This window comes from Halomonas sp. BM-2019 (assembly GCF_017584085.1).
Genome location: NZ_CP071922.1, coordinates 2,451,639 through 2,473,969, shown reverse-complemented (window position 1 = coordinate 2,473,969; position 22,331 = coordinate 2,451,639). Strand labels below are relative to the sequence as shown.

Below are 22,331 nucleotides of genomic sequence, written 5' to 3'. Positions count from 1 at the left end.
GCGTGCTCGAAATTCGCTACCTGAATCAGGGTTCAACGAAAAACCGCCGCTGGACGATGATCCTAAGCGGCGGTTTTTACAGTGTTCTTTGGTCGGAGCGACAGGATTCGAACCTGCGACCTTTGCAACCCCATTGCAACGCGCTACCAAGCTGCGCCACGCTCCGACACGGTTTTCGGTTTCCTGGCCGTCTGGCCTGTCCCCCGAGAACGAGGCGTATACTAGCGCGTTCGCAGGCAAATGAAAAGCCCCTTTTGCACTTTCGATTCAATTGGTTGGGATTGTGCCCGCCCTGAACTCCGGCTGCCTATGCTCTATCATGGTCCGCCTGGCGGGCGGGACCGCCGCTTCATTTTCCCAGGCGACAAGGATCACGGCATGTACGGGCAGGCAGAGCGGGGTCTCTTCAAGGGGATGAATCCGCGCATCACGCTGGTGGCGATCGTCATCGTCGGGGTGGCGCTGGTCTACGGGGCCTTCTTCACCGACCGGCTGGCCGCGGGGCTGTCGCTGGCCCGCGGGGTGCTGGATCCCTTCCTGGAGTGGTACTACGTGCTGCTGGTGGCCTTCCTGCTGCTGTTCATGGTGTGGCTGGGTGCGGGGCGCTACAAGAACGTGCGCCTGGGCGGCGACTTCGAGCAGCCGGAGTTCACCTTCTTTTCCTGGGTGTCGATGCTGTTCGCCGCCGGTACCGGGGTGGGAATCCTGTTCTGGGCGGTGGCCCAGCCGATCCTGCAGTTCCAGGAGAACCCCTTTATTGCGGAGGGCATGACCCCGGATGCCGCCCGGGTGGCCATGCGCCTGACCTACTTCCACTGGGGGCTCAACGGCTGGGCGATCTTCTCCTTCGTGGCGCTGGTGCTGGCCTACTTCTGCTATCGCTGGAACCTGCCGCTGACCATCCGCTCCTGCCTGCAGCCGCTGTTCGGCAAGCGCGTGGAGGGCGGGCTAGGGGATGCCGTCGATGTGCTGGCGGTGTTCGGCACGGTGTTCGGCATCGCCACGACCCTGGGGCTGGGAGTGCAGCAGATGAATGCCGGCCTGGGTGCGCTGTTCGAGATCGAGAGCTCGGTGTGGCTGCAGCTCACCGTCATCGCTGTGATCATGAGCATCGCTACCTTCTCGGTGGTGTCCGGGGTCAAGAAGGGGGTGCGGCTGCTCTCCGAGGCGAACTTCTGGCTGAGCATCGCGGTGGTGGTCTTCCTGCTGCTGTTCGGGCCGACCCAGTACCTGATCGCCATCACCGTCGAGTCGGCCGGCGACTATATCCAGAACCTGCTGGGCATGACCTTCCACACCAACGCGACCCGCGAGGATGGCTGGCAGGCCGAGTGGACGGTGTTCTTCTGGGGCTGGTGGCTGGCCTGGTCGCCGTTCGTGGGCATGTTCATCGCCCGGGTCTCCCGCGGCCGCACCTTCCGCGAGTTCGTGATGGGGGTGCTGCTGGTGCCCACGGTGATCACCGTGGTGTGGATCGGGCTGTTCGGCGGTACCGCCCTCTACCACGAGCTGTTCGGGGGCGGTGGCATCATCGCCGCAGTGGACCGTGACGTGGCCACGGCGCTGTTCGCGACCATCGAGGCCATGGGACTCGGGATGGTGGGGCAGGGGGTGTCGCTGGCGCTGGTGGTGCTGATCGCTACCTACCTGATTACCTCGGCCAATGCCGGCACCCTGGTGATCAACACCATCCTGTCGGGTGGCGACCCCGAGCCGCCGACCCGGCACCGGATCCTGTGGGGGGTGGTGCTGGGGGTGCTCACCGCGGTGCTGCTGATGGCCGGCGGCCTGGAGACCCTGCAGGCGGCGGTGATCATGGCGGCGCTACCGTTCTCGGTGGTGATCATGCTGATGATCGCCGGGCTGCTCAAGGCCCTGCATCGCGAACGCTATGCCGCCCGTACCGGTGAGCGGGTCGAGGCGCCGCGCGAGCCCTGGGCCGACCTGGACGATGCCGGCGCCGAGCCGGTGCCGGTGTCGGGCGACGAGGCCCACAAGCCTCACTGAGCCATCCGGGGCGGCAGTCTCTGCCGTGCCCGCCGACGAGGAGGAGGACGACGATGCCGCTGATCATGGGGATGAGCGTGCTGCTGATCTGTCAGTTCCTGGGCGAGCTGCTGGCGCGTGGCCTGATGCTGCCGGTCCCGGGGCCGGTGTTCGGCATGGTGATCCTGCTGGTGGGGCTGATGGTGCGGGGCAAGGTGCCGAAGAGCCTGCGCATGACCGGCGAGGGACTGCTGCGCTACCTGACGCTGCTGTTCGTGCCGGCGGGGGTCGGACTGATGGTCCACTTCAGGCAGATCGGGCAGGACCTGTGGCCGATTCTCGTGACCCTGCTGGTCTCCACGGCCGTCACCCTGGGGGTGACGGCCTGGATCCTCGACCGGCTGAATCGCCGGGGGAGGAGATCGCCATGAAGGTCGCGCCCCTGGACCAGCTGTGGGTCTATCTCTCCGGCAGCCCGCTGCTCTCGCTGCTGGCGACGCTGCTGGCGTTTGCCCTGGCGGTGCGCCTCAATCGCGCCCTGGGCGGCACGCCGCTGCTGCACCCGGTGACTCTCGCCATCGCCATTCTGATCGGCCTGCTGCTGCTGGTCGACATGGACTATGCCACCTACTTCGAGGGCGCCCAGTTCATTCACTTCCTGCTGGGGCCGGCCACCGTGGCCCTGGCGATTCCCCTCTACGACCACCGCGAGCGGGTCCGTCGCCTGCTGGTACCGCTGCTGATCGCCTGCCTGGCGGGCATCGTCACGGCGGTGGCGACCACCCTGGGGATTGCCATGGCCCTGGGGGCCCGCCACGAGACCCTGCTCTCGCTGGCACCGCGCTCGGTGACCTCGCCGATCGCCATGGGCATCGCCGAGCAGATCGGCGGGATCCCGTCGCTGGCCGTGGGCCTGGTGCTGCTGACCGGCTCCATCGGCTGCGCGCTCTCACCCTGGGTGTTCCGGCTGCTGCGGGTGGAGGACCCGGCGGTGCAGGGCTTCTCCCTGGGCCTGGCCGCCCACGGTTTCGGCACCGCCCAGGCCTTCGCGCGCATCGGGGCGGTGGCCGGCGCCTTCTCGGGGCTGGCCATGGGGCTGGCGGGCCTGCTCACGGCCTTCCTGCTGCCGCTGCTGACCCGGCTGTTCGGCCTGGGGGCATGAAACACGGCGCCCTCGGGCGCCGTGGCAGGAGGCTCGGGGTGGGGCTGGCTAGATCTCTTCCCAGAGCCGCTGGCGGAAGTCGTGGCTGAGCTGGGCGGCCTGCTCCATGCGCTTCACGTGCGCGCCGTTGACCTGCTCGACGAGCTTCTGATAGCAGGCCTGGACCTCTTCCGGGGTCGAGGGCGTCTCGCCGCCGAAACACTGCGAGAGCTGTTCGCCGCTCTCGGCGATCGCCTTGAGGTACTGGGCCTCGAACTCCATCGCCTGGGCCAGGCTCTCCATCCAGGCCGCCTGCAGGCGGGCCATGGGGTGGGTTCCCTGCATCCACTGCTGCTGCCACCAGGCCAGCATGGGGTTGGCATTCATCATGCTCATGTCCATGCCGAAGGGGTTGCTCTTCATCGTTGTCTCCTCTCGGGCCCTGCAGGGGCGCGATTCGGGATAGGGATAGTTTGCCTATAGAGTATAGGGGAGGGGCAGGGAGTTGGCCGTGGTGAAGTCGGCCTCTCTTGACCGCGATCATGTCGTGGCTGCCGGCCAGGCAGCCGCCAAGGAGGTATCCATGTGGCAAGTGGTCAAGTCCGTGCTGGCGGCCTTCTTCGGGGTGCAGCGTGAGCAGCAGCGCCGGAAGGACTTCGAGCAGGGCAATCCGGCCGCCTTCATCGTCGTGGGAATCCTGCTGGCGCTGGTCCTGGTCGGCGTGGTGGCGGCGGTGGCTATCGGTGTCTCGCGTTGAAACTGGCGTTGGCGGGCGGGCGGGCGGTGGCCGTTTTGCAGCGTCCGGGACCTCTATACTCCCACCAGGCGTGACTAATATTCGCGTGAACGCCTGGTGAGGGGCGCTCCCCGACGCCCCCGCCGTGGCCCCCCGGACACCGGCCGGGCCACGCGGACGACAACAACAATCAAGAGGAGGCGCCGATGCGCACGTTGCTCCTGTGGATGGCGGGGCTGTCGGGCGGCACCCTGATGCTCCCTGCGGCCTTGGCCAGCGGCTGGAACATGCCGGTGGGGGTGACCGATCTCAGTCGCGAGATCTACACCCTGCACATGACCATCTTCTGGATCTGCGTGGTCATCGGGGTGATCGTGTTCGGGGTGATGTTCTACTCCCTGTTCAAGTACCGTCGCTCCCGCGGTGCCCAGGCGGCCAACTTCCACGAGAACACCACCGTGGAGGTGATCTGGACCACCATCCCCCTGCTGATTCTGGTCGGCATGGCGGTGCCGGCCACCGCCACCCTCAAGAAGATCTATGACGCCTCCGACGCCGAGCTCGACGTGATGATCATCGGCCAGCAGTGGCGCTGGCGCTATGAGTACCTGGGCGAGGATGTCGCCTTCAACTCCAGCATGAGCACGCCCCGCGCCCAGATCCGCGGCGAGGAACCGCGTGGGGAGCACTACCTGCTCGAGGTGGACAACCCGCTGGTGCTGCCCATCAATCGCAAGGTGCGCTTCCTGATGACCGCCGATGACGTCATCCACTCCTGGTGGGTGCCGGATTTCGCGGTCAAGCAGGACACCATTCCCGGCTTCATCAACGAGAACTGGGTGCGGATCAACGAGCCCGGCATCTATCGCGGCCAGTGTGCCGAGCTGTGCGGCATGGATCACGGCTTCATGCCCATCGTGGTGCACGCCATGGAGGAGGAGGAGTTCGATGCCTGGCTGGCCGAACGCAAGGAGGAGGCCGAGCAAGAGGCCCTGGGTGTGGACCGCGACTGGGAGATGGATGAACTGATGGCGCGTGGCGAGAGCGTCTACGCCAGCATCTGCGCCTCCTGTCACCAGCCGGAGGGGGAAGGCGCGGCCGCCTTCCCGGCGCTGGCCGGTAACCAGCGGCTGATCGACGACCTCGACTGGCACCTCGACATCATCATCAACGGGGCGTCCGGCACGGCGATGCCGGCCTTCCGCAGCACGCTCAACCCGGTCGAGATCGCCGCCGTCACCACCTGGACCCGCAACGCCTGGGGCAACGAGACCGGAGACGCCGTGCAGCCCGCCGAGGTGGCCGAGCAGCTGACGCAGTAGCGTCGCCCGGTTCACGCCCCCGACACCCCTCCAAGAACAACGACAGATCAGGGAGATCCACGATGGCGCCCAAGCTGCCTCCGCATCACCCCGTCGAGCAGAGCACCACCGCCACCGCCGGCGGCCAGGCGTCGGCTCACCATGCGCCGCCGCGTGGCATCCTGCGCTGGCTGCTCACCACCAACCACAAGGAGATCGGGAGTCTCTACCTGATCTTCTCGCTGATCATGTTCTTCATCGGCGGGATCTTCGCCCTGGTGGTGCGCGCCGAGCTGTTCCAGCCCGGCCTCAACCTGATCAACCCCGAGTTCTTCAACCAGATGACCACCATGCATGGCCTGATCATGGTCTTCGCGGCGGTCATGCCGGCCTTCACGGGGCTGGCCAACTGGATGATTCCACTGCAGATCGGCGCGCCCGACATGGCCCTGCCGCGCCTCAACAACTTCAGCTTCTGGCTGCTGCCGGTCGCCTTCCTGCTGCTGCTCTCGACCCTGTTCATGCCCGGTGGCGGGCCCAACTTCGGCTGGACCTTCTACGCGCCGCTCTCGACCACCTATGCGCCGCCGTCGACCACCTTCTTCATCCTCTCGCTGCATATTGCCGGGATCAGCTCGATCCTCGGCGCCATCAACATCGTGGCCACCATCCTCAACATGCGCGCCCCGGGCATGCGACTGATGGACATGCCGCTGTTCGTCTGGACCTGGCTGATCACCGCCTTCCTGCTGATCGCGGTGATGCCGGTGCTGGCCGGGGTGATCACCATGATGCTGATGGACATCAACTTCGGCACCCACTTCTTCAACGCCGCGGGCGGCGGCGACCCGGTGCTCTTCCAGCATCTGTTCTGGTTCTTCGGCCATCCCGAGGTTTACATCATGATCCTGCCGGCCTTCGGCATCGTCTCGGCGATCATTCCGACCTTCGCCCGCAAGCCGCTGTTCGGCTATGCCTCCATGGTCTACGCCACCGCCTCCATCGCCGTCCTCTCCTTCCTGGTGTGGGCGCACCACATGTTCGTGGTGGGGCTGCCGCTGGCTGCCACGCTGTTCTTCATGTACACCACCATGCTGATCGCCGTGCCCACCGGGGTGAAAGTGTTCAACTGGATCACCACCCTGTTCCGCGGCTCCATCACCTTCGAACCGCCGATGCTCTTCGCGCTGGCCTTCGTGGTGCTCTTCACCATCGGGGGCTTCTCCGGCCTGATGCTGGCCATCGCGCCGGCCGACTTCCAATACCATGACACCTATTTCGTGGTGGCCCACTTCCACTATGTGCTGGTGCCGGGGGCGGTATTTGCCATCATGGCCGGGGTCTATTACTGGCTGCCCAAGTGGACCGGCCACTACCCCAATGTCAGGCTGGCCCAGTGGCACTTCTGGCTGTCGGTGATCGGGGTCAACCTGACCTTCTTCCCCATGCACTTCTCGGGCCTGGCCGGCATGCCGCGGCGCATCCCCGATTACGCCCTGCAGTTCGCCGACTTCAACCTGGTGTCGAGCCTGGGCGCCTTCCTCTTCGGTCTGTCGCAGCTGATCTTCGTGGCGGTGGTGATCCTCTGCGTGCGCGGTGGCGAGAAGGCACCGGCCAAGGCCTGGGAGGGCGCCGAGGACCTCGAATGGACGGTGCCGAGCCCGGCTCCGCTGCACACCTTCGAGACGCCGCCCCACTTCCGTCCCGAGACTCACTGAACCGGCTGGTCCATTCGCCCGGAGGAGGTTCCCATGTCGCTCGATCCCGGACAGCAGCCCCCCGTCAACCCCGGCGTGCGCCGCACGGTGGTGCGCTCCGTGGCGGTGCTGGTGGGCATGTTCGCCTTCGCCTTCGCCCTGGTGCCGCTGTATGACGTCTTCTGCCGCGTCACCGGCATCAACGGCAAGGTGGACACCACGGCTCAGGCCATCGTCCACGAGGAGGTCGACGATTCGCGCTATGTGACGGTGCAGTTCATCACCCGCAACGGCTCCGGGCTGCCCTGGAACCTCGAGGTGGAGACGCGGCAGGTGCGCATCCACCCGGGGCAGAGCGCCGAGGTGGGCTTCGCCTTCCAGAATGCCAGCGGCGAGGGCACCTGGGGCAGGGCGGTCCCGAGCGTGTCACCGTCGAGCGCGACCCGCCACCTGCGCAAGGTGAGCTGCTTCTGCTTCGAGGAGCAGCACCTGGCCCCCGGCGAGCGGCTGGAGCTGCCGCTGGTGTTCCAGCTGGCCCGCGACCTGCCCCCCGAGGTCAACACCGTAACCCTGGTCTACACCCTGTATCCGGTCACCCGAGACGAGCCGCTCCAGGCCAGGGCGACTGCCGGCAAAGGAGATGAGGCATGAGTGGTGGCAGCTACTACGTCCCGGCGACCAGCAAGTGGCCGATCCTGGGGTCCCTGGCCCTCGGGGTGATGATGGTCGGCATCGGCATGATGCTGGTCCACGACCGCGGTACCTCGGTGATGGTGCTGGGGCTGCTGGCGGTGCTGGCGGTGATGGGACTGTGGTTTCGCGACGTAGTGCGTGAGTCCCGCCAGGGCTTGTACGACGCCCAGATGGATCGCTCCTTCCGGCAGGGCATGGCCTGGTTCATCTTCTCCGAGGTGATGTTCTTCGCCGCCTTCTTCGGGGCGCTCTTCTACATCCGGACCTTCGCCCTGCCGTGGCTGGACGGGGAGGGGGCCAAGGGCGTGGCGGCGCTGCTGTGGCCGGACTTCACCGCCAGCTGGCCGCTGATGAGCCCGCCGGACCCTGCCATCGCGGGCCCGGCCCAGACCTTCAGTCCCTGGCAGCTGCCGCTGGTCAACACCCTGATCCTGGTGGCCTCGAGCATCACCCTGACGGTGGCCCACGAGGGGCTCAAGGAGGGGCGTCGCGAGACCACCCGCAACTGGCTGTTCGCCACCCTGGTGCTGGCGATCGCCTTCATCATCATCCAGGGCGTGGAGTACTACGAGGCCTACACCTACTACGGCATCACCCTGGACGCGGGCATCTACGGGGCGACCTTCTTCCTGCTCACTGGTTTCCACGGGGCCCATGTGATCATCGGGGCCACCATCCTGGCGGTGATGTTCGTGCGCATCCAGAGCGGCCACTTCTCGAGCGACAACCACTTCGGGTTCGAGGCATCCTGCTGGTACTGGCATTTCGTGGATGTGGTATGGATCGGTCTGTTCCTGTTCGTCTACGTCTTCTGAGCCGGTGTGGGGATCGCGGGGCGGCCATCCGCCGCCCCGGGGCTAGCCCAGGTTGCCCGCATAGAAGCCGTAGAAGAGTAGGGCCAGCAGGGTGGCGGCGAGGGTCACCCGGACCTTGAGCGAGATCAGCAGGCGCCGGGAGGCCTGGCCGTCGCGCAGCAGGAAGCCCGCACCGGCGGCCAGGCTCGAGACCATGGTAAGGAACACCAGAGCGATCAGTACCTTGAGCAGCATGGAGTACTCCTTGAACGATTCTTCCTCCCAGCATGCCCGTCGCGGCCCCTGGCGGCAACGCCTGTGGTGGGGACTCTGGTCGGCGCTGGTCGTGTTGGGCCTGGCGCTGGGGCTGTGGCAGTGGGAGCGGGCCGGCGAGAAGCGGGACTACCTGGCGGCGCTGGAGGCCGCGCCGCACCTGGAGGCCCCCCGCCAGGCGCCGCCCGACGGCAGCCGCCTGACCCTCACCGGCGAGTACCTGGCGGATCACACCCTGTTCCTCGACAACCGCGTCGTCGAGGGTCGCCACGGCGTGGCGCCGCTGACCCCGCTGCGTACCGACGACGGCCGCCTGTGGCTGGTGCAGCGCGGCTTCCTGGCCAGCGGTGCCGGCCGCGAGACGCCGGAGGTGGCGACCCCCGAGGGCCGCGTGACCCTCGAGGGGCGCTGGCAGGTGGCGGGCCGGGGGGCGCCGCTGTTCGGCCCCAACCGCGAGGGCCAGCGCCTGCAGCGGATGCAGCTCGACGCCTGGGATCTCCCCTTCGCCCACGACGGCTGGCTGCACCTCGAGGCGGGGCCCGGCCGGCTCACCCCCTGGTGGACGCCCAGCGTGATGCCGCCGAGTCGCCATCTGGGCTATGCGGTGCAGTGGTGGGGCCTGGCCCTGGCCGCCCTGGTGGTGATGCTGGTCGGCGGCCGTCGCCTGGGGCGCGATCGCGACGGCGGCGATCCCCGTGGCCCGTCCCGACCGCCTGCCGTTTCCCCTTGCCATGAGGAGTCGACCCGATGAGATCGCCCGGCGTGATTCGCCATCCCAGGGCCAAGTTGCTGGCGCTGCTGGCCCTCTTTGCCGTTCCCCCGCTGCTGGCCTGGGTCATGGTCACCTGGCGGATCGGCATTCCCGAGCAGCGCACCGCTCACGGTGAGCTGTCGCCGGACATCCCGGTGCTGGCGGCCTGGCCGCTGGCCGGTGAGCCCGCCCCGGGCCTCGCCGGGGACTGGGTGCTGGCCTTCGACTGCGCGGAGCGCTGCGAGGCCCTGGCCGACCAGTGGTGGCGCCTGCATCGTGCGCTGGGCCGCGAGGCGCCGCGCGTCAGCCGGCTGCGCGTCGGCGGCGAGGCCGAGGCGCTGCCCGGCGAGGCGGTCGCCCAGTGGGGTGAGGTGCCCGCCTGGCGCCATGCGGACGGGCTGTGGGTGATGGACCCCCACGGCCGCCCGGTGCTCGGCTACGGGCCCGAGGTGGAGGCCCGGGACGTGCTGGATGACGTGAACCGCCTGCTGCGCATGAACCCCGAGGGCGTGCGCCGGGGCGAGCGCACGCTGGCGGAGCGAACGGCAGGCAGGGAAGGATGACCGCGATGACCCAAGACGAGACTCGACGCCGTCTGCGATGGCTGCTGACCCTGAGCCTGGTGGGCGTGGCGTTCACCGCGGCGGTGATCCTGGTGGGGGTGTTCACGCGGCTGGTGGATGCCGGACTCGGCTGTCCGGACTGGCCGGGCTGCTACGGCCGGCTGGTGGTGCCCGACGAGAGCCGGGCCCTGGCCCATACACCGGAGGCGCCCCTGGAGGTGTTCAAGGCCTGGGTGGAGATGGTGCACCGCTACGTGGCCTCGGCCCTGGGGCTGCTGGTGATTGTCCTGGTGGTGCTGGGCGCGCCGCTGCGTCGTCGCCCCGACTACCCCTGGGGGGTGAGCCTGGCCCTGCTGGCCGTGATCCTGCTCCAGGGCGCCTTCGGGGCCTTCACCGTGACCCTCAAGCTGTGGCCACAGGTGGTGACCCTGCACCTGTTGGGCGGTCTGGCGGTGCTGCTGCTGTTCCTGTGGCTGCACCTCCGGCTGCGGCGCTTCGCCACCGGACGGCTGGCGCCCGGCGGGGTGGCCGCCCCGCGGCGCCGGCTGACCCCGCTGTGGGGGCTGGCCCTAGCGCTGCTCGTCGGTCAGCTTGCCCTGGGGGGCTGGGTATCGAGCAACTATGCTGGCATTGCCTGCCAGGGCTTCCCCACCTGCAACGGCCAGTGGTGGCCCGAGATGGACTGGAGCGAGGGGTTTCACCTGACCCAGACGGTGGGGCCCAACTACCTGCATGGGCAACTCCACGCCGATGCCCGCACCGCGATTCAGGTGGGGCATCGCCTGGGGGCCCTGGCGCTGGGGCTGGCACTGCTGCTGCTGGCCGTACGCCACTGGCGGGAGGCGCACCTGCGGCCTTGGCTGGGTGCCATGCTGGGGGTCTACGCTATCCAGCTGGTGCTGGGCATCGCCAATGTGCTGCTGTGGCTGCCCCTGTGGCTTGCCCTGCTGCATACCGCCGGGGCGGTGGCGCTGGTGATCGTGATGATCCTGGCCGCCTGGGTGTGGCGCGAGTCGAAGGCGGAAGGGGCAAGAGAACAACGGGTAATGGAGGAGTGGGTCCATGTCTGAGGCCATGACGACGGAAGTTCGCGCAGTGGGTGCCGCGTCCCTGGCGTCCGTTCGCTGGGGGTGGCGCGACCTGGTGACCCTGTGCAAGCCACGGGTGGTGCTGGTGATGCTGGTCTGCGCGCTGGTGGGGATGGCGCTGGCGCGGCCGGTGCTCCCCTCGCTGGCCCTGGTGGTCTACGGCCTGGTGGGCATCGGGCTGGCCGCCAGTGGGGCGGCGGCCTTCAACCACGTGGTGGATCGCCGCCTGGATGCGCTGATGGTGCGGACCTCGCGGCGCCCGCTGGCCTCCCGGCGCATGCCGAGTTCGGTGGCGCTGGCCTGGGCCACGCTGCTCTCGGTCTCCGGGGTCGGCCTGCTGCTGTGGCAGGTCAACGCGCTCACCGCCTGGCTGACGCTGGGCTCGCTGATCGGCTATGCGCTGGTCTACACCGCCTTCCTCAAGCACGCCACGCCGCAGAATATCGTGATCGGCGGGGTGGCCGGGGCGGCGCCGCCCCTGCTGGGCTGGACCGCGGTGACCGGCCAGCTGGGCCCCGAGCCGCTGCTGTTGATGCTGATCATCTTCGCCTGGACCCCGCCGCACTTCTGGGCGCTGGCGCTGCACAAGCGCGAGGAGTATGCCCGCGCCGGGGTGCCGATGCTGCCGGTGACCCACGGCGAGGCCTTCACCCGGCTGCAGGTGTGGCTGTACGGTTGGCTGACCGTGGCGGTGACCCTGATGCCCTTCGCCATCGGCATGAGTGGAGCCCTCTACCTGGTGGGAGTGATGGCCCTCAATGTGCGCTTCATGGTCTGGAACTGGCGGGTGTGGCGCGGCCGGGACCCGCGGGCGCCGCTGGCGGCCTTCTGGTTCTCCATCCGCTATATCCTGGCCCTGTTCGGGATCCTGCTGCTGGACCACTACGCCATGGCCTGGTCGCTGTGGGGCTGATGGGGCGTCGTCGTTCTCGTGCCGGCGGTGCACAATGTTTGGTTCATCGCAGATCAGCGTGAAGCTGCCTTGTGGGAGCTCGGGTTCCCCGAGCGAATGGCGCCGAAGGTGCCCCGGTGGTGTTGCTTATGCTTGCACCAACCGCCTGGGAGTCCTTCGGCCTCCATTCGCCCGGCAGAGCCGGCCTCCCACCTTGAAGCCTGCCAAACATGTTCACGCTAAAGTGCGAAAAGCCCAATGTTTGGGGGAGGGCGCGGTGGGCCGTTAGAATGCTCGATCTCCGCTGCCCCATCCGCAACCGCAGGACCCCCCGATGAACACCACCACTGCCCTTGTCCTGGTTGGCCTCGGCCTCGCCATCATCGCCGGCCTGGCCGCCTATGCCTTCACCCTGTGGCGGGAAGTTCGCCGGCGCCGCGCCTACCGCGAGGAAGAAGAGCAGCGTGCCCATGACAACTGCCTGGAGAACCTCGAGCTGGTCGCCTCCGCGCTGATCCAGGAGCAGGTGGATGTCACCGAGGGGGCCTGGCGCTGCAAGGTGCTGCTAGAGATTCTCGATCCCCGCCTGCTGGAGCGCGAGGCCTTTCGTCCCTTCGGGGAGGTTCACGCCCGCACCCGCCATCTTCACACCCACCAGGCCCGTCAGGCGCTCAGCCCCAGGGAGCGCTTCAAGGAGGATCGCGAGCGGCTGGCGGTGGAGGAGGAGTTTCGCGATGCCGTGCTGGACGCGGCTCGGGCGGCGCTCGAGTTTCGGCGCGGCTGGCCCGGCAGCCTGCATTGAACTTTTTGCCTTCGCCGGTGTTATCGAACGCTGTACGATATCCGGGCGAGTCTGCTAACCTTGAGCGCATGGCGATTGGAGGACGGACCGGTCTCGTGCAAGCCTGGTCCGTTTCCAGCCTTGCCCGGGCCCCTGGCGGTCAGGGCGAGTTGGGACGGGTGCGGCGAAGCTGACGCGCCGTGCTCGATCGTCGGGATCATCTGGGGGCGGTAAGCACCCGTTGCCTACCCTGGAGCCAAAAGAATAGAGAAGGAGTTTGAAAATGAGAAAATCCACGACTGGCTTGTTGCTCGGTTCTGCTCTGGTGGTCGGCCTCGCCGGCTGTGCCACCCCCAACACCACCCCCTCCTCTGACCGCCCCTGGTATCAGCAGCCGGTGACCTGCGGTATCGCCGGCAGCCTGATCGGCGGCAGCATCGGCTACGCCACCAGCGGCAGCTCCGATGAAGAAGAGGGTGCTGCGACTGGTGCCGTCGCCGGTGCCGCCATCGGCGCCCTGCTGTGCGCCGATCGTACCCCGGAACCGGTGGCCGAGCCGGAGCCGATGCCGGAGCCCGAGCCCGTACCGGAGTTCGAGCCGGTGGTGCTCTCCAGCGAGGTCAACTTCGCTTTCGATTCCGATGAGCTGACCCCCGCTGCCGAGACGACCCTGGACGAGGTGGCCCGCCGTCTGCGCGAGTACACCGATGTACGCATCCGTATCGAGGGTCACACCGACTCCAGGGGTTCCGCCCAGTACAACCAGGGCCTCTCCGAGCGCCGTGCCAATTCCGTGCGCGACTATCTGGCCAGCCAGGGTATCGCCGCGGCCCGCATGATGACCGTGGGCTATGGCGAGGAGCGCCCGGTGGCCTCGAACGAGACCGACGAGGGCCGTGCCCTGAACCGTCGCGTCGAGATCGACCGTCAGTGATCGATTTTCGGTCCTGAGCCGGCGACACGGCCGGCCAGCGGGGGCGCCTTCGGGCGCCCCCGCTGCGTTCCGGGCCGGTGGGCGTGAAGCGCCGATTCTGTTAAGGTACTCGCGCCTTCCCCGGGCCGGCACTGTCTCGCTGTCGTCGCCAGGCGCGATGTCAGGCGATGGCCGGAAAGCGGGCGGGCGTCATCTTTCATTCCCCGTTCATTGCGACACGTGGTCTCTCGTATGGGCCACCACTGCGCACAAGGACCCCTTCATGCCCATCGTGACCCTGCCGGACGGCAGCCAGAGAACCTTCGACGAACCGATCACCGTGATGCAGCTGGCCGAGAGCATCGGCCCGGGACTGGCCAAGGCCTGCGTGGCGGGCAAGATCGACGGCGTGGCGGTGGATGCCGCCGATGTGATCGACCGCGACGCCGAGGTGGCCATCCTGACCGCCCGCGACCCCGAGGGACTCGAGGTCATCCGCCACTCCTGCGCCCACTTGATCGGCCACGCCGTCAAGCAGCTCTATCCCGAGGCCAAGATGGCCATCGGTCCGGTGATCGAGGATGGCTTCTACTACGATATCGATTTTGGCCGCTCGGCGACCCCGGAAGACCTCGAGGCGATCGAGAAGCGCATGAAGCAGCTGATCGACCAGGACTACGAGGTGGTCCGCGAATACGTCGATCGCGACCGCGCGATGCTCACCTTCCTGCACCGCGACGAGACCTACAAGCAGGAGATCGTGCGCGAGATCCCGGAAGGGGAGACCATCCGTCTCTATCACCACGAGGAATATACCGACATGTGCCGGGGCCCCCACGTGCCCAATACCCGGCACCTGAAGGCGTTCAAGCTGACCAAGCTGGCCGGCGCCTACTGGCGCGGCGACGCCAGCAAGCCGATGCTGACGCGCATCTACGGTACCGCCTGGCCCGACAAGAAGCAGCTCAAGGCCTATCTCAAGCGCCTCGAGGAGGCCGAGAAGCGCGATCACCGCAAGCTGGCCAAGAAGATGGATCTCTTTCACCTCCAGGAAGAGGCGCCGGGCATGGTGTTCTGGCACCCCAACGGCTGGACCCTCTACCAGGCCCTGGAGCAATACATGCGTCGGGTGCAGGTCGAGAACGGCTATCAGGAGATCAAGACGCCTCAGATCGTCGATCTGTCGCTGTGGAAGAAGTCCGGCCACTGGGGGCACTACAGCGACCTGATGTTCACCACCGAGTCGGAGAAACGCGACTACGCGGTGAAGCCGATGAACTGTCCCTGTCACGTGCAGGTGTTCAACCAGGGGTTGAAGAGCTACCGCGACCTGCCGCTGCGCCTGGCCGAGTTCGGCAGCTGTCACCGCAACGAGCCCTCCGGTGCCCTGCATGGCCTGATGCGGGTGCGCGGCTTCACCCAGGATGACGCCCATATCTTCTGCACCGAGAAGCAGATCCAGGCCGAGGCCGAGGCGTTCATCGTCCTGACCCTCAAGGTCTACCGGGAACTGGGCTTCGAGGACGTGGAGCTCAAGCTCTCCACCCGTCCCGACGACTTCATGGGCGAGCCCGAGATGTGGGATCGCGCCGAGGCGGGGCTCGAGGCGGCGCTCGACGCCACCGGCCTCGAGTGGGAGCTGCAGCCGGGCGAGGGTGCCTTCTACGGGCCCAAGATCGAGTTCTCGTTGCGTGACTGCCTCAATCGGGTCTGGCAGTGCGGCACCCTGCAGCTGGACTTCAACCTGCCGGGTCGCCTCGGCGCCCAGTTCGTCGACGAGGATGGCGTCCGCAAGACCCCGGTGATGCTCCACCGCGCGATCCTCGGCTCCTTCGAGCGCTTCATCGGCATCCTCATCGAGCACTACGCCGGGGCCATGCCGCTGTGGCTGGCGCCCCAGCAGGCGGTGATCCTCAATATCACCGACGCCCAGCGCGACTACGTGCTGGATCTCGAGCAGCGTTTGCAGAAAATCGGCCTGCGCGTCAAGGCGGACTTGAGGAACGAGAAGATCGGCTTTAAAATCCGCGAGCATACGTTGCAGAAAGTTCCCTATCTCCTCGTGGTGGGGGATAAGGAAGTCGAGGCCGACTCGGTTGCCGTGCGCACGCGCACCGGCGAGGATCTAGGCACCGTGCGGGTCGATGACCTCATCGAGCGTCTGAACGCCGAACTCGGCTGACGACATCGTCAATCGTCTTAAGGAGACTGAGCGATCAAGCGAAGCAACCCAAGAGGGCGCGTCCAGGACAAGCGTCCCCCGATGAACGAGCGTATTACCGAGGATCAGGTCCGCCTGATCGATAGCGACGGCGAGCAGCTGGGCATCGTGCCCACCAGTGATGCACTGGAGCGTGCCGAAGCCGCGGGAATGGACCTCGTGCAGATTTCCAATGCCGATCCGATCGTCTGCAAGATCATGGATTACGGCAAGTTCGTCTTCGAGCAGAAGAAACAGAAGGCCGCTCAGAAGAAGAAGACGAAGCAGATTCAGGTCAAGGAAGTCAAGTTCCGGCCTGGCACCGACGAGGGCGACTATCAGGTCAAGCTGAAGAACCTGATCCGTTTCCTCGAAGGTGGCGACAAGGGCAAGGTCACGCTGCGTTTCCGCGGTCGTGAGATGGCGCACCAGGACCTCGGCCGCAAGCTGATGGAACGGATCGCCGCCGATCTCGAGGAGATCGGGACCGTGGAGTCCTTCCCGAAGATGGAAGGGCGGCAGATGATCATGATCATTGCCCCCAAGAAGAAGCAGTAAGCAGTAGAGAAGAAGTGATCCGGCGGCCGGTTCAACGGGCGATGGGTAGTAGCATCCAGCGTCGGCCCCGGGTTTTCTGAAAAAAACCTCGTAATGGAGTGTTCTTCCATGCCGAAGATCAAGAGCAACAGTGGCGCCGCCAAGCGCTTCAAGAAGACGGCCAACGGCTTCAAGCACAAGCAGTCGTTCCGTAGCCACATCCTGACCAAGAAGTCCACCAAGCGTAAGCGTCAGCTGCGCGGCATGAAGCAGATTCACGACGCCGACAAGGCGCTGATCCAGCGCATGCTGCCCAACCTGTAACCCTTGGTAGAGCCCATTTTCGTCAGGAGTAAGCTATGACTCGTGTCAAGCGTGGCGTTGTCGCCCGTCGTCGTCACAAGAAGATTCTCAAGCAGGCCAAGGGCTACTACGGTGCCCGCAGCCGCGTGTTCCGCGTCGCCAAGCAGGCGGTCATCAAGGCCGGGCAGTATGCCTACCGCGACCGTCGCCAGCGCAAGCGTCAGTTCCGCGCCCTGTGGATCCAGCGTATCAACGCCGGTGCCCGCCAGCACGGCCTCTCCTACAGCCGCTTCGTCGGCGGCCTGAAGAAGGCCGGCATCGAGATCGACCGCAAGGTCCTGGCCGACCTGGCCGTCAACGAGAAGGCCGCTTTTGCTGCCATCGTCGAGAAGGCCAAGGCTGCCCAGTAAGCGATAGCGTCACCGGCGCGTGTGCCCGCTCGAGCGGGCCAGGCGCTGACGTTCAGGGGGAAGAGCAGCCGCTCTTCCCCTTTTTCTTGAAGACTGACACTCGAATTCGGAGCGCAACGGATGGACCACCTTCCCACTCTGGTCACCGAGGCCCGCCAGGCGATCCAGGCCGCCGAGAGCATTCCGGCCCTGGAGGAGCTGCGCGTGCGCTACCTCGGCAAGAAGGGCGAGATCACCGCGCAGCTCAAGGGGCTTGGCAAGTTGCCGGCCGCCGAGCGTCCGGCGGCCGGTGAACGCATCAACCAGGCCAAGCAGGCGCTGGCCGAGGAGCTGGAGGGGCGTCGAGCGACCCTGGAGAAGGCGGCGCTGGAGGCGCGGCTCTCCGCGGAACGCCTCGATGTGACCCTGCCGGGGCGCGGCCAGGCCGGTGGCGGGTTGCATCCGGTGACCCGCACCCTGGAGCGGATCGAAGGGCTCTTCACCCGCATCGGCTACGACGTGGCGGTGGGGCCGGAGATCGAGGACGACTACCACAACTTCGAGGCGCTCAATATCCCGGCCCATCACCCGGCCCGGGGCATGGCCGATACCTTCTACTTCGACGCCACCCGCCTCCTGCGCACCCACACCTCGCCGGTCCAGGTGCGCACCATGAAGCAGGGCCAGCTGCCCATTCGCATCGTCTGCCCGGGCCGCGTCTACCGCAGCGACTCCGACCTGACCCACACCCCCATGTTCCACCAGGTGGAGGGGCTCTTGGTGGACGAGGACGTCAGCTTCGCCGACCTCAAGGGCACCATCGAGGACTTCCTGCACGCCTTCTTCGAGCGCGACGATCTCTCGGTGCGCTTTCGTCCCTCCTACTTCCCCTTCACCGAGCCCTCCGCCGAGGTCGATATCCAGTGCGTGATGTGCGGCGGCGAGGGTTGCCGGGTCTGCTCCCACAGCGGCTGGCTGGAGGTGATGGGCTGCGGCATGGTGCACCCCGAGGTGTTCCGCCATTCCGGCATCGATGCCGAGCGCTACACCGGCTTCGCCTTCGGCATGGGCGCCGAGCGCCTGGCCATGCTGCGCTATGGCGTGAATGACCTGCGGCTGTTCTTCGACAACGACCTGCGCTTCCTCCGCCAGTTCGCCTGACCTCCCTCGCACCAGCAGAACACAGGATTTGTCATGAAATTTTCCGAACAGTGGCTGCGCGAGTGGGTGTCGCCGCAGCTTGGCACCCAGGCCCTGGCTGACCAGATCACCATGGCCGGTCTCGAGGTCGATGCCGTGGAGCCCGTGGCGGCGGTTTTCGAGGGGGTGGTGGTCGCCGAGGTGGTGGGGAAGGTCCAGCACCCCGACGCCGACAAGCTCAGCGTCTGCCAGGTGAGTGATGGTTCCGCCGAGCCGGTGCAGGTGGTCTGCGGGGCGCCCAATGTGGCAGTGGGCCAGAAGGTGCCCTTCGCCCGGGTCGGCGCTGTGCTGCCCGGCGACTCCAAGACTCCTGGTTTCAAGATCAGGAAGGCCAAGCTCCGCGGTCAGACGTCTCACGGCATGATCTGCTCCGCCTCCGAGCTCGGCCTCGAGGAGGAGACCTCGCCGGGTATCCTCGAGCTGCCGGCGAGCGCGCCGGTGGGCGAGGACTTCCGCACCTGGCTGGGCCTGGACGACCTCACCATCGAGGTGGACCTGACCCCCAATCGCGGCGACTGCCTGAGCGTGAAGGGCCTGGCTCGCGAGGTGGGCGTGCTCAACCGCCTGGCGGTCCAGGGACCGGCCATCGAGGCGGTCGCCCCAGCCCATGACGAGACCTTCCCGGTGCGCGTTGAGGACCCCGAGCACTGCCCGCGTTACATCGGCCGCCTGATCAAGGGGGTCGACGTGACCGCCGAGACGCCGCTGTGGATGGTGGAGCGGCTGCGTCGCAGCGGCATCCGCTCCATCGATCCGGTGGTGGACGTCACCAACTACGTGATGCTGGAGCTCGGCCAGCCGCTCCACGCCTTCGATCGCGCCAACCTCCACGGGGCGGTGATCGTGCGCCTGGCCCGCGAGGGCGAGCGCCTGGTGCTGCTCGACGGCCAGGAGATCACCCTGGCCGATGACACCCTGGTGATCGCCGACGAGCGCGGCCCGCTGGCCATCGCCGGGGTGATGGGCGGCGAGCACTCCGGGGTGAATGGCGAGACCCGCGACATCTTCCTCGAGTCGGCCTTCTTCGCCCCCCTGGCGGTGGCCGGTCAGGCGCGCGGTTACGGCCTGCACACCGATGCCTCCCACCGCTTCGAGCGCGGCGTCGACCCGCTCCTGGCCCGCGAGGCCGCCGAGCGTGCCACGGCGCTGCTGCTCGAGATCACCGGCGGCGAGCCGGGTCCTCTGGTGGAGGTGGCCAGCCCCGAGCACCTGCCCACCGAGCGCGCGGTGCGCCTGCGCGCGGCACGCCTCGAGCAGGCGCTGGGCAAGGCGCTGCCCGTCGAGGAGGTCACCGAGATCCTCCAGCGCCTGGGCATGGCGGTCACGGCCGATGCGCTCGGCTGGCGTGCCGTGGCGCCGAGCTGGCGCTTCGATATCGCCATCGAGGAGGATCTGATCGAAGAGGTGGCGCGCATCCACGGCTACAACCGGCTGCCGGTGCGTCGCCCCCTGGCCAGGCTCGCCCTGCGTCCCGACCACGAGGCGCGGACCCCGCAGGGCCGTCTGCGTCGCCAGATGGTGGCCCGCGGCTACCAGGAGGCGGTGACCTACAGCTTCGTCGCCCCGGAGCTGCAGAAGGCGCTGCTGCCTGAGGCCGTCTCGCCGGTGCTGGCCAATCCCATCTCCGCGGATCTCTCGGTGATGCGGGCGAGCCTCTTCCCGGGACTGATTCGCGCCCTGATGCACAACCTCAATCGGCAGCAGACCCGGGTGCGGCTCTTCGAGACCGGCCTGGTGTTCCGCGGCGAGCTCGATGACCTCGTCCAGGTGCCGATGCTGGGTGCCCTGGCCTGCGGGACCCGGGAGCCGGAGGGCTGGGCCGCCGGCCGCGAGACGGTCGATTTCTTCGACCTCAAGGGGGACCTGGAGAGCCTGCTGGCCATGGCCGGTGAGCCCGGGGCCTGGCGCTTCGAGCCCGCGGAGCACCCGGCGCTGCATCCGGGGCAGTGCGCGCGGGTCCTGCATCGCGGCGAGGAGGCCGGGTGGATCGGTACCCTGCACCCGGCCGTGCGCGCCCAGCTGGGCCTGAAGGTCGACGCCGTGCTCTTCGAGGTGCGCCTGGACGCCCTGACCCACGGGCGGGTGCCCGTCTTCACGCCGCTGTCACGCTTTCCGGAGGTGCGCCGCGACCTGGCCTTCCTGGTCGACGAGGAACTGCCGGTCCAGGCGCTGCTCGACACCCTCCGTGCCCAGGCCGGCGAGTGGCTCACCGAGTGCCGCCTGTTCGACGTCTACCAGGGCAAGGGCGTGCCGGAAGGGCGCAAGAGCGTGGCCCTGGGCTTGACCTGGCAGCATCCTTCGCGCACGCTGAATGACGAGGAAATCAATCAGTTGGTCGATGCCATCGTCTCCGAGTCACGTCAGCATCTGGGCGCCGAGCTGCGCGGATAGGCTTTCCGGGCAGGCGGTGCGGAGGATCCGACGAGGCGCCGCGGGAGTCGGTATCGGCCGTGAGGCGGACCCCATACGAGGGAGTGAAGATGGGTGCACTGACCAAGGCCGAGCTGGCCGAGCATCTGCATGCCGAGCTGGGTCTCTCCAAGCGTGAGGCCAAGTCCATGGTGGAGGCCTTCTTCGAGGAGATACGCGCCTGCCTGCGCGAGAATGAACAGGTCAAGCTGTCCGGTTTCGGCAACTTTGACCTGCGCGACAAGCGGGAGCGGCCGGGCCGCAATCCCAAGACCGGCGAGGAAATTCCGATCTCCGCCCGGCGCGTGGTGACCTTTCGACCCGGGCAGAAGCTCAAGAGCCAGGTGGAGGGCTACCGCGGCGATCTCTGCTGAACGTCGCGAACGCTGTACCGCTATCTGCAGAACGCCACCCCTCGGGGTGGCGTTCTGCGCTCTTGATACGCCGCCGCCGTTCTCCAGCATCCAGGTGATCACCACCTTGGGGAGGTGGCCGAGTATAGAGAATCAGGCCGCCGTTCGTGATCGGCGTGATCCAGGCCTCGAAGGTCTGCTGTATGTTGCCTTCGTGCAGGGAATGAAAGACCCAGTATCATACTGGGTCATTCGGGCCGTCGCAGGCCCCGGGGTGCGGCGAATCGCCCCATTCGGGGATGGGATACGGCAATGAGTCGTGTTAGTATCCGAGCGGAATTCTCTGGTAAATCCAAGATATGCCCATGCTCAAGATCTTCGTCGGTACCATGTATGGCGGCGCTCTGGACGTCGCCGAGCAGGTCAAGCCGCTGTTCGAGGAGGCCGGTTATGAGGTGGCAATCTTCGAGAATCCCGCCCTGGATGACCTCACCGGGTCGCACACCGACCTGGCGCTGTTCTGCGTCTCCACCACCGGGAGCGGCGACTACCCGGGCAACTTCGTCCCCTTCGCCCGCGCCATCCAGGAGCAGAGTCCCGGGCTCGATTCGCTGCGCTACGGGCTGATCGCGCTGGGTGACAGCTCCTACGGAGAGACCTTCTGTGGCGCCGGGCGCCAGCTCGACGCGCTGCTGCAGGACCAGGGCGCCAGCCGCCTCGGCGAGCGACTGGAGGTCGACGCCATGGAGACCTTCATGGCCGATGACGCCGCCCTGCCTTGGGTCGAGGAGTGGATCGAGTCCCAGCGGCTCAAGGTGGCCTGAGATGGGGGCGCAACCCACTCCCGAGCGGCTCAGCCTGATGCTGGGCCTGCTGCTGCTGATGCTGTCGACCATCCCGCGCTACCTGGTGGGCGGTCATGCAAGCCGCCTCAACCTGATCCTCATCGCCCTGCTGGTGGTGGCCGGCGCAGCCGTGGTCAACTGGCGGATGCTCGAGGCCGAGGCTCGGCTGCGCCTCCCCCACCTGATGGGACGCCTGGGCGCCTGCATGGTGGCGGGGCTGGCCGGCATGGGGCTCTACCACGCCCTGTTCACCGACTTTATCGGCTGGGAGCTGCTGATCGCCCACGGTGCCACCCTCGGGTTGCTGCTCCACGCCCTGTCGCTCTGGGTCAAAGCGCCTAGCGCCTAGCGCCCGGCGCCCAGCGGCCCTTCGGGCAGCGCCCAGCTACAAGCCGAGCGCCCAGCCGTTCAGTGACGGGCGGCTGGTGCCGAGTCGAGACACTTGACGGCCGCATGGCTGGCGGCATCATCCTGCGGCGCTCGGCG

General features: G+C 67.2%; 25 protein-coding genes and 1 tRNA gene. 23 read left to right on the top strand and 3 right to left on the bottom strand.

All coding sequences use genetic code 11. The features are described 5' to 3' along the window. Positions 1-89: 89 nt before the first annotated feature. A tRNA-Pro gene (locus tag J5F18_RS12355) sits at positions 90-166 on the bottom strand. Between the two features lie 212 nt (positions 167-378). On the opposite strand from J5F18_RS12355, the gene J5F18_RS12350 reads away from it, so the two are divergent. The 3 genes from J5F18_RS12350 to J5F18_RS12340 are packed head-to-tail and all read left to right on the top strand — an operon-like array spanning position 379 to position 3,148. Beyond that, the gene (locus tag J5F18_RS12350; protein ID WP_346298919.1) at positions 379-2,007 is read left to right on the top strand and encodes a BCCT family transporter; all 1,629 of its coding nucleotides are present in this window, start codon (positions 379-381) and stop codon (positions 2,005-2,007) included. Positions 2,008-2,060: 53 nt separating this feature from the next. Continuing rightward, a complete protein-coding gene (locus J5F18_RS12345) occupies positions 2,061-2,417 on the top strand; it encodes a CidA/LrgA family protein (protein WP_346298918.1) in 357 nt (118 codons plus the stop codon). Next, the gene (locus J5F18_RS12340; RefSeq protein ID WP_346298917.1) at positions 2,414-3,148 is read left to right on the top strand and encodes an LrgB family protein; all 735 of its coding nucleotides are present in this window, start codon (positions 2,414-2,416) and stop codon (positions 3,146-3,148) included. Before J5F18_RS12345 ends, J5F18_RS12340 begins: the two co-directional genes overlap by 4 nt. 48 nt (positions 3,149-3,196) lie before the next feature. Here the strand turns inward: J5F18_RS12340 and J5F18_RS12335 are convergent, their stop codons facing one another. After that, positions 3,197-3,550, bottom strand: coding sequence for a hypothetical protein (locus tag J5F18_RS12335; RefSeq protein WP_346298916.1), 354 nt, complete (start codon positions 3,548-3,550; stop codon positions 3,197-3,199). 160 nt (positions 3,551-3,710) lie between these two features. Between J5F18_RS12335 and J5F18_RS12330 the strand changes: the two genes are divergently transcribed. From J5F18_RS12330 to J5F18_RS12310, 5 genes are all read left to right on the top strand, one after another. Next, entirely contained in the window at positions 3,711-3,884 is a 174-nt protein-coding gene (locus J5F18_RS12330) for a DUF2970 domain-containing protein (RefSeq protein WP_346298915.1), read from the top strand. Positions 3,885-4,090: 206 nt separating this feature from the next. Next, a complete protein-coding gene (gene coxB, locus J5F18_RS12325; protein ID WP_346302224.1) occupies positions 4,091-5,185 on the top strand; it encodes a cytochrome c oxidase subunit II in 1,095 nt (364 codons plus the stop codon). A 62-nt stretch (positions 5,186-5,247) separates the two neighbouring features. Then, positions 5,248-6,882: a cytochrome c oxidase subunit I gene (gene ctaD / locus J5F18_RS12320; RefSeq protein WP_346298914.1), complete on the top strand. Its 1,635-nt coding sequence runs from the start codon at positions 5,248-5,250 to the stop codon at positions 6,880-6,882. 33 nt (positions 6,883-6,915) lie between these two features. Continuing rightward, complete coding sequence (locus tag J5F18_RS12315; RefSeq protein WP_346298913.1) at positions 6,916-7,512, top strand: cytochrome c oxidase assembly protein; 597 nt, start codon at positions 6,916-6,918, stop codon at positions 7,510-7,512. Further along, positions 7,509-8,369 (top strand): cytochrome c oxidase subunit 3, encoded by an 861-nt coding sequence (locus J5F18_RS12310; RefSeq protein WP_346298912.1) that lies wholly within the window; start codon positions 7,509-7,511, stop codon positions 8,367-8,369. Before J5F18_RS12315 ends, J5F18_RS12310 begins: the two co-directional genes overlap by 4 nt. Positions 8,370-8,411: 42 nt before the next feature. Here J5F18_RS12310 and J5F18_RS12305 read toward each other — a convergent pair whose 3' ends face one another. Beyond that, positions 8,412-8,603 carry a DUF2909 family protein gene (locus J5F18_RS12305; protein ID WP_346298911.1) on the bottom strand — a complete coding sequence of 64 codons (192 nt, stop codon included), beginning with the start codon at positions 8,601-8,603 and terminating at the stop codon, positions 8,412-8,414. 10 nt (positions 8,604-8,613) lie between these two features. Between J5F18_RS12305 and J5F18_RS12300 the strand changes: the two genes are divergently transcribed. From J5F18_RS12300 to J5F18_RS12230, 15 genes are all read left to right on the top strand, one after another. Further along, on the top strand, positions 8,614-9,372 hold the full coding sequence (locus J5F18_RS12300; protein WP_346298910.1) for an SURF1 family protein: 759 nt from the start codon (positions 8,614-8,616) through the stop codon (positions 9,370-9,372). Next, positions 9,369-9,935 (top strand): hypothetical protein, encoded by a 567-nt coding sequence (locus tag J5F18_RS12295; RefSeq protein WP_346298909.1) that lies wholly within the window; start codon positions 9,369-9,371, stop codon positions 9,933-9,935. The genes J5F18_RS12300 and J5F18_RS12295 overlap by 4 nt, the downstream gene beginning before the upstream one ends. A 5-nt stretch (positions 9,936-9,940) precedes the next feature. Further along, on the top strand, positions 9,941-11,005 hold the full coding sequence (locus tag J5F18_RS12290; protein WP_346298908.1) for a COX15/CtaA family protein: 1,065 nt from the start codon (positions 9,941-9,943) through the stop codon (positions 11,003-11,005). Beyond that, positions 10,998-11,936: a heme o synthase gene (cyoE, locus tag J5F18_RS12285; RefSeq protein ID WP_346298907.1), complete on the top strand. Its 939-nt coding sequence runs from the start codon at positions 10,998-11,000 to the stop codon at positions 11,934-11,936. Before J5F18_RS12290 ends, cyoE begins: the two co-directional genes overlap by 8 nt. Before the next feature lie 313 nt (positions 11,937-12,249). Then, positions 12,250-12,717 (top strand): DUF2489 domain-containing protein, encoded by a 468-nt coding sequence (locus J5F18_RS12280; RefSeq protein WP_346298906.1) that lies wholly within the window; start codon positions 12,250-12,252, stop codon positions 12,715-12,717. Positions 12,718-12,979: 262 nt separating this feature from the next. Next, positions 12,980-13,630: an OmpA family protein gene (locus J5F18_RS12275; RefSeq protein WP_346298905.1), complete on the top strand. Its 651-nt coding sequence runs from the start codon at positions 12,980-12,982 to the stop codon at positions 13,628-13,630. Between the two features lie 262 nt (positions 13,631-13,892). Beyond that, a complete protein-coding gene (gene thrS, locus J5F18_RS12270) occupies positions 13,893-15,791 on the top strand; it encodes a threonine--tRNA ligase (RefSeq protein WP_346298904.1) in 1,899 nt (632 codons plus the stop codon). 33 nt (positions 15,792-15,824) lie between these two features. Beyond that, positions 15,825-16,367, top strand: coding sequence for a translation initiation factor IF-3 (gene infC, locus J5F18_RS12265; RefSeq protein WP_346302223.1), 543 nt, complete (start codon positions 15,825-15,827; stop codon positions 16,365-16,367). A gap of 108 nt (positions 16,368-16,475) precedes the next feature. After that, positions 16,476-16,670, top strand: a complete 195-nt coding sequence (rpmI, locus tag J5F18_RS12260; protein WP_089725334.1) for a 50S ribosomal protein L35 — start codon at positions 16,476-16,478, stop codon at positions 16,668-16,670. Between the two features lie 35 nt (positions 16,671-16,705). Further along, a complete protein-coding gene (gene rplT, locus J5F18_RS12255) occupies positions 16,706-17,059 on the top strand; it encodes a 50S ribosomal protein L20 (RefSeq protein WP_013332273.1) in 354 nt (117 codons plus the stop codon). Between the two features lie 120 nt (positions 17,060-17,179). Further along, the gene (gene pheS, locus J5F18_RS12250; RefSeq protein WP_346298903.1) at positions 17,180-18,199 is read left to right on the top strand and encodes a phenylalanine--tRNA ligase subunit alpha; all 1,020 of its coding nucleotides are present in this window, start codon (positions 17,180-17,182) and stop codon (positions 18,197-18,199) included. 33 nt (positions 18,200-18,232) lie between these two features. Beyond that, the gene (gene pheT / locus J5F18_RS12245) at positions 18,233-20,629 is read left to right on the top strand and encodes a phenylalanine--tRNA ligase subunit beta (protein ID WP_346298902.1); all 2,397 of its coding nucleotides are present in this window, start codon (positions 18,233-18,235) and stop codon (positions 20,627-20,629) included. Between the two features lie 89 nt (positions 20,630-20,718). Next, the gene (gene ihfA, locus J5F18_RS12240) at positions 20,719-21,021 is read left to right on the top strand and encodes an integration host factor subunit alpha (RefSeq protein ID WP_346298901.1); all 303 of its coding nucleotides are present in this window, start codon (positions 20,719-20,721) and stop codon (positions 21,019-21,021) included. Positions 21,022-21,359: 338 nt separating this feature from the next. Then, the gene (locus J5F18_RS12235; RefSeq protein WP_346298900.1) at positions 21,360-21,824 is read left to right on the top strand and encodes a flavodoxin; all 465 of its coding nucleotides are present in this window, start codon (positions 21,360-21,362) and stop codon (positions 21,822-21,824) included. Between the two features lies 1 nt (position 21,825). After that, positions 21,826-22,194 (top strand): hypothetical protein, encoded by a 369-nt coding sequence (locus J5F18_RS12230; RefSeq protein WP_346298899.1) that lies wholly within the window; start codon positions 21,826-21,828, stop codon positions 22,192-22,194. Positions 22,195-22,331: the final 137 nt, after the last annotated feature.

Coding starts and splice junctions, on each gene's coding strand:
- J5F18_RS12340 (WP_346298917.1), top strand. CDS start 2,414: ATGAAGGTCGCGCCCCTGGACCAGCTGTGGGTCTATCTCTCCGGCAGC.
- J5F18_RS12345 (WP_346298918.1), top strand. CDS start 2,061: ATGCCGCTGATCATGGGGATGAGCGTGCTGCTGATCTGTCAGTTCCTG.
- J5F18_RS12275 (WP_346298905.1), top strand. CDS start 12,980: ATGAGAAAATCCACGACTGGCTTGTTGCTCGGTTCTGCTCTGGTGGTC.
- J5F18_RS12330 (WP_346298915.1), top strand. CDS start 3,711: ATGTGGCAAGTGGTCAAGTCCGTGCTGGCGGCCTTCTTCGGGGTGCAG.
- rpmI (WP_089725334.1), top strand. CDS start 16,476: ATGCCGAAGATCAAGAGCAACAGTGGCGCCGCCAAGCGCTTCAAGAAG.
- J5F18_RS12335 (WP_346298916.1), bottom strand. CDS start 3,550: ATGAAGAGCAACCCCTTCGGCATGGACATGAGCATGATGAATGCCAAC.
- thrS (WP_346298904.1), top strand. CDS start 13,893: ATGCCCATCGTGACCCTGCCGGACGGCAGCCAGAGAACCTTCGACGAA.
- J5F18_RS12295 (WP_346298909.1), top strand. CDS start 9,369: ATGAGATCGCCCGGCGTGATTCGCCATCCCAGGGCCAAGTTGCTGGCG.
- J5F18_RS12305 (WP_346298911.1), bottom strand. CDS start 8,603: ATGCTGCTCAAGGTACTGATCGCTCTGGTGTTCCTTACCATGGTCTCG.
- J5F18_RS12310 (WP_346298912.1), top strand. CDS start 7,509: ATGAGTGGTGGCAGCTACTACGTCCCGGCGACCAGCAAGTGGCCGATC.
- J5F18_RS12230 (WP_346298899.1), top strand. CDS start 21,826: ATGGGGGCGCAACCCACTCCCGAGCGGCTCAGCCTGATGCTGGGCCTG.
- cyoE (WP_346298907.1), top strand. CDS start 10,998: ATGTCTGAGGCCATGACGACGGAAGTTCGCGCAGTGGGTGCCGCGTCC.
- J5F18_RS12315 (WP_346298913.1), top strand. CDS start 6,916: ATGTCGCTCGATCCCGGACAGCAGCCCCCCGTCAACCCCGGCGTGCGC.
- J5F18_RS12290 (WP_346298908.1), top strand. CDS start 9,941: ATGACCCAAGACGAGACTCGACGCCGTCTGCGATGGCTGCTGACCCTG.
- ctaD (WP_346298914.1), top strand. CDS start 5,248: ATGGCGCCCAAGCTGCCTCCGCATCACCCCGTCGAGCAGAGCACCACC.
- J5F18_RS12350 (WP_346298919.1), top strand. CDS start 379: ATGTACGGGCAGGCAGAGCGGGGTCTCTTCAAGGGGATGAATCCGCGC.
- pheT (WP_346298902.1), top strand. CDS start 18,233: ATGAAATTTTCCGAACAGTGGCTGCGCGAGTGGGTGTCGCCGCAGCTT.
- rplT (WP_013332273.1), top strand. CDS start 16,706: ATGACTCGTGTCAAGCGTGGCGTTGTCGCCCGTCGTCGTCACAAGAAG.
- pheS (WP_346298903.1), top strand. CDS start 17,180: ATGGACCACCTTCCCACTCTGGTCACCGAGGCCCGCCAGGCGATCCAG.
- J5F18_RS12235 (WP_346298900.1), top strand. CDS start 21,360: ATGCCCATGCTCAAGATCTTCGTCGGTACCATGTATGGCGGCGCTCTG.
- J5F18_RS12280 (WP_346298906.1), top strand. CDS start 12,250: ATGAACACCACCACTGCCCTTGTCCTGGTTGGCCTCGGCCTCGCCATC.
- coxB (WP_346302224.1), top strand. CDS start 4,091: ATGGCGGGGCTGTCGGGCGGCACCCTGATGCTCCCTGCGGCCTTGGCC.
- ihfA (WP_346298901.1), top strand. CDS start 20,719: ATGGGTGCACTGACCAAGGCCGAGCTGGCCGAGCATCTGCATGCCGAG.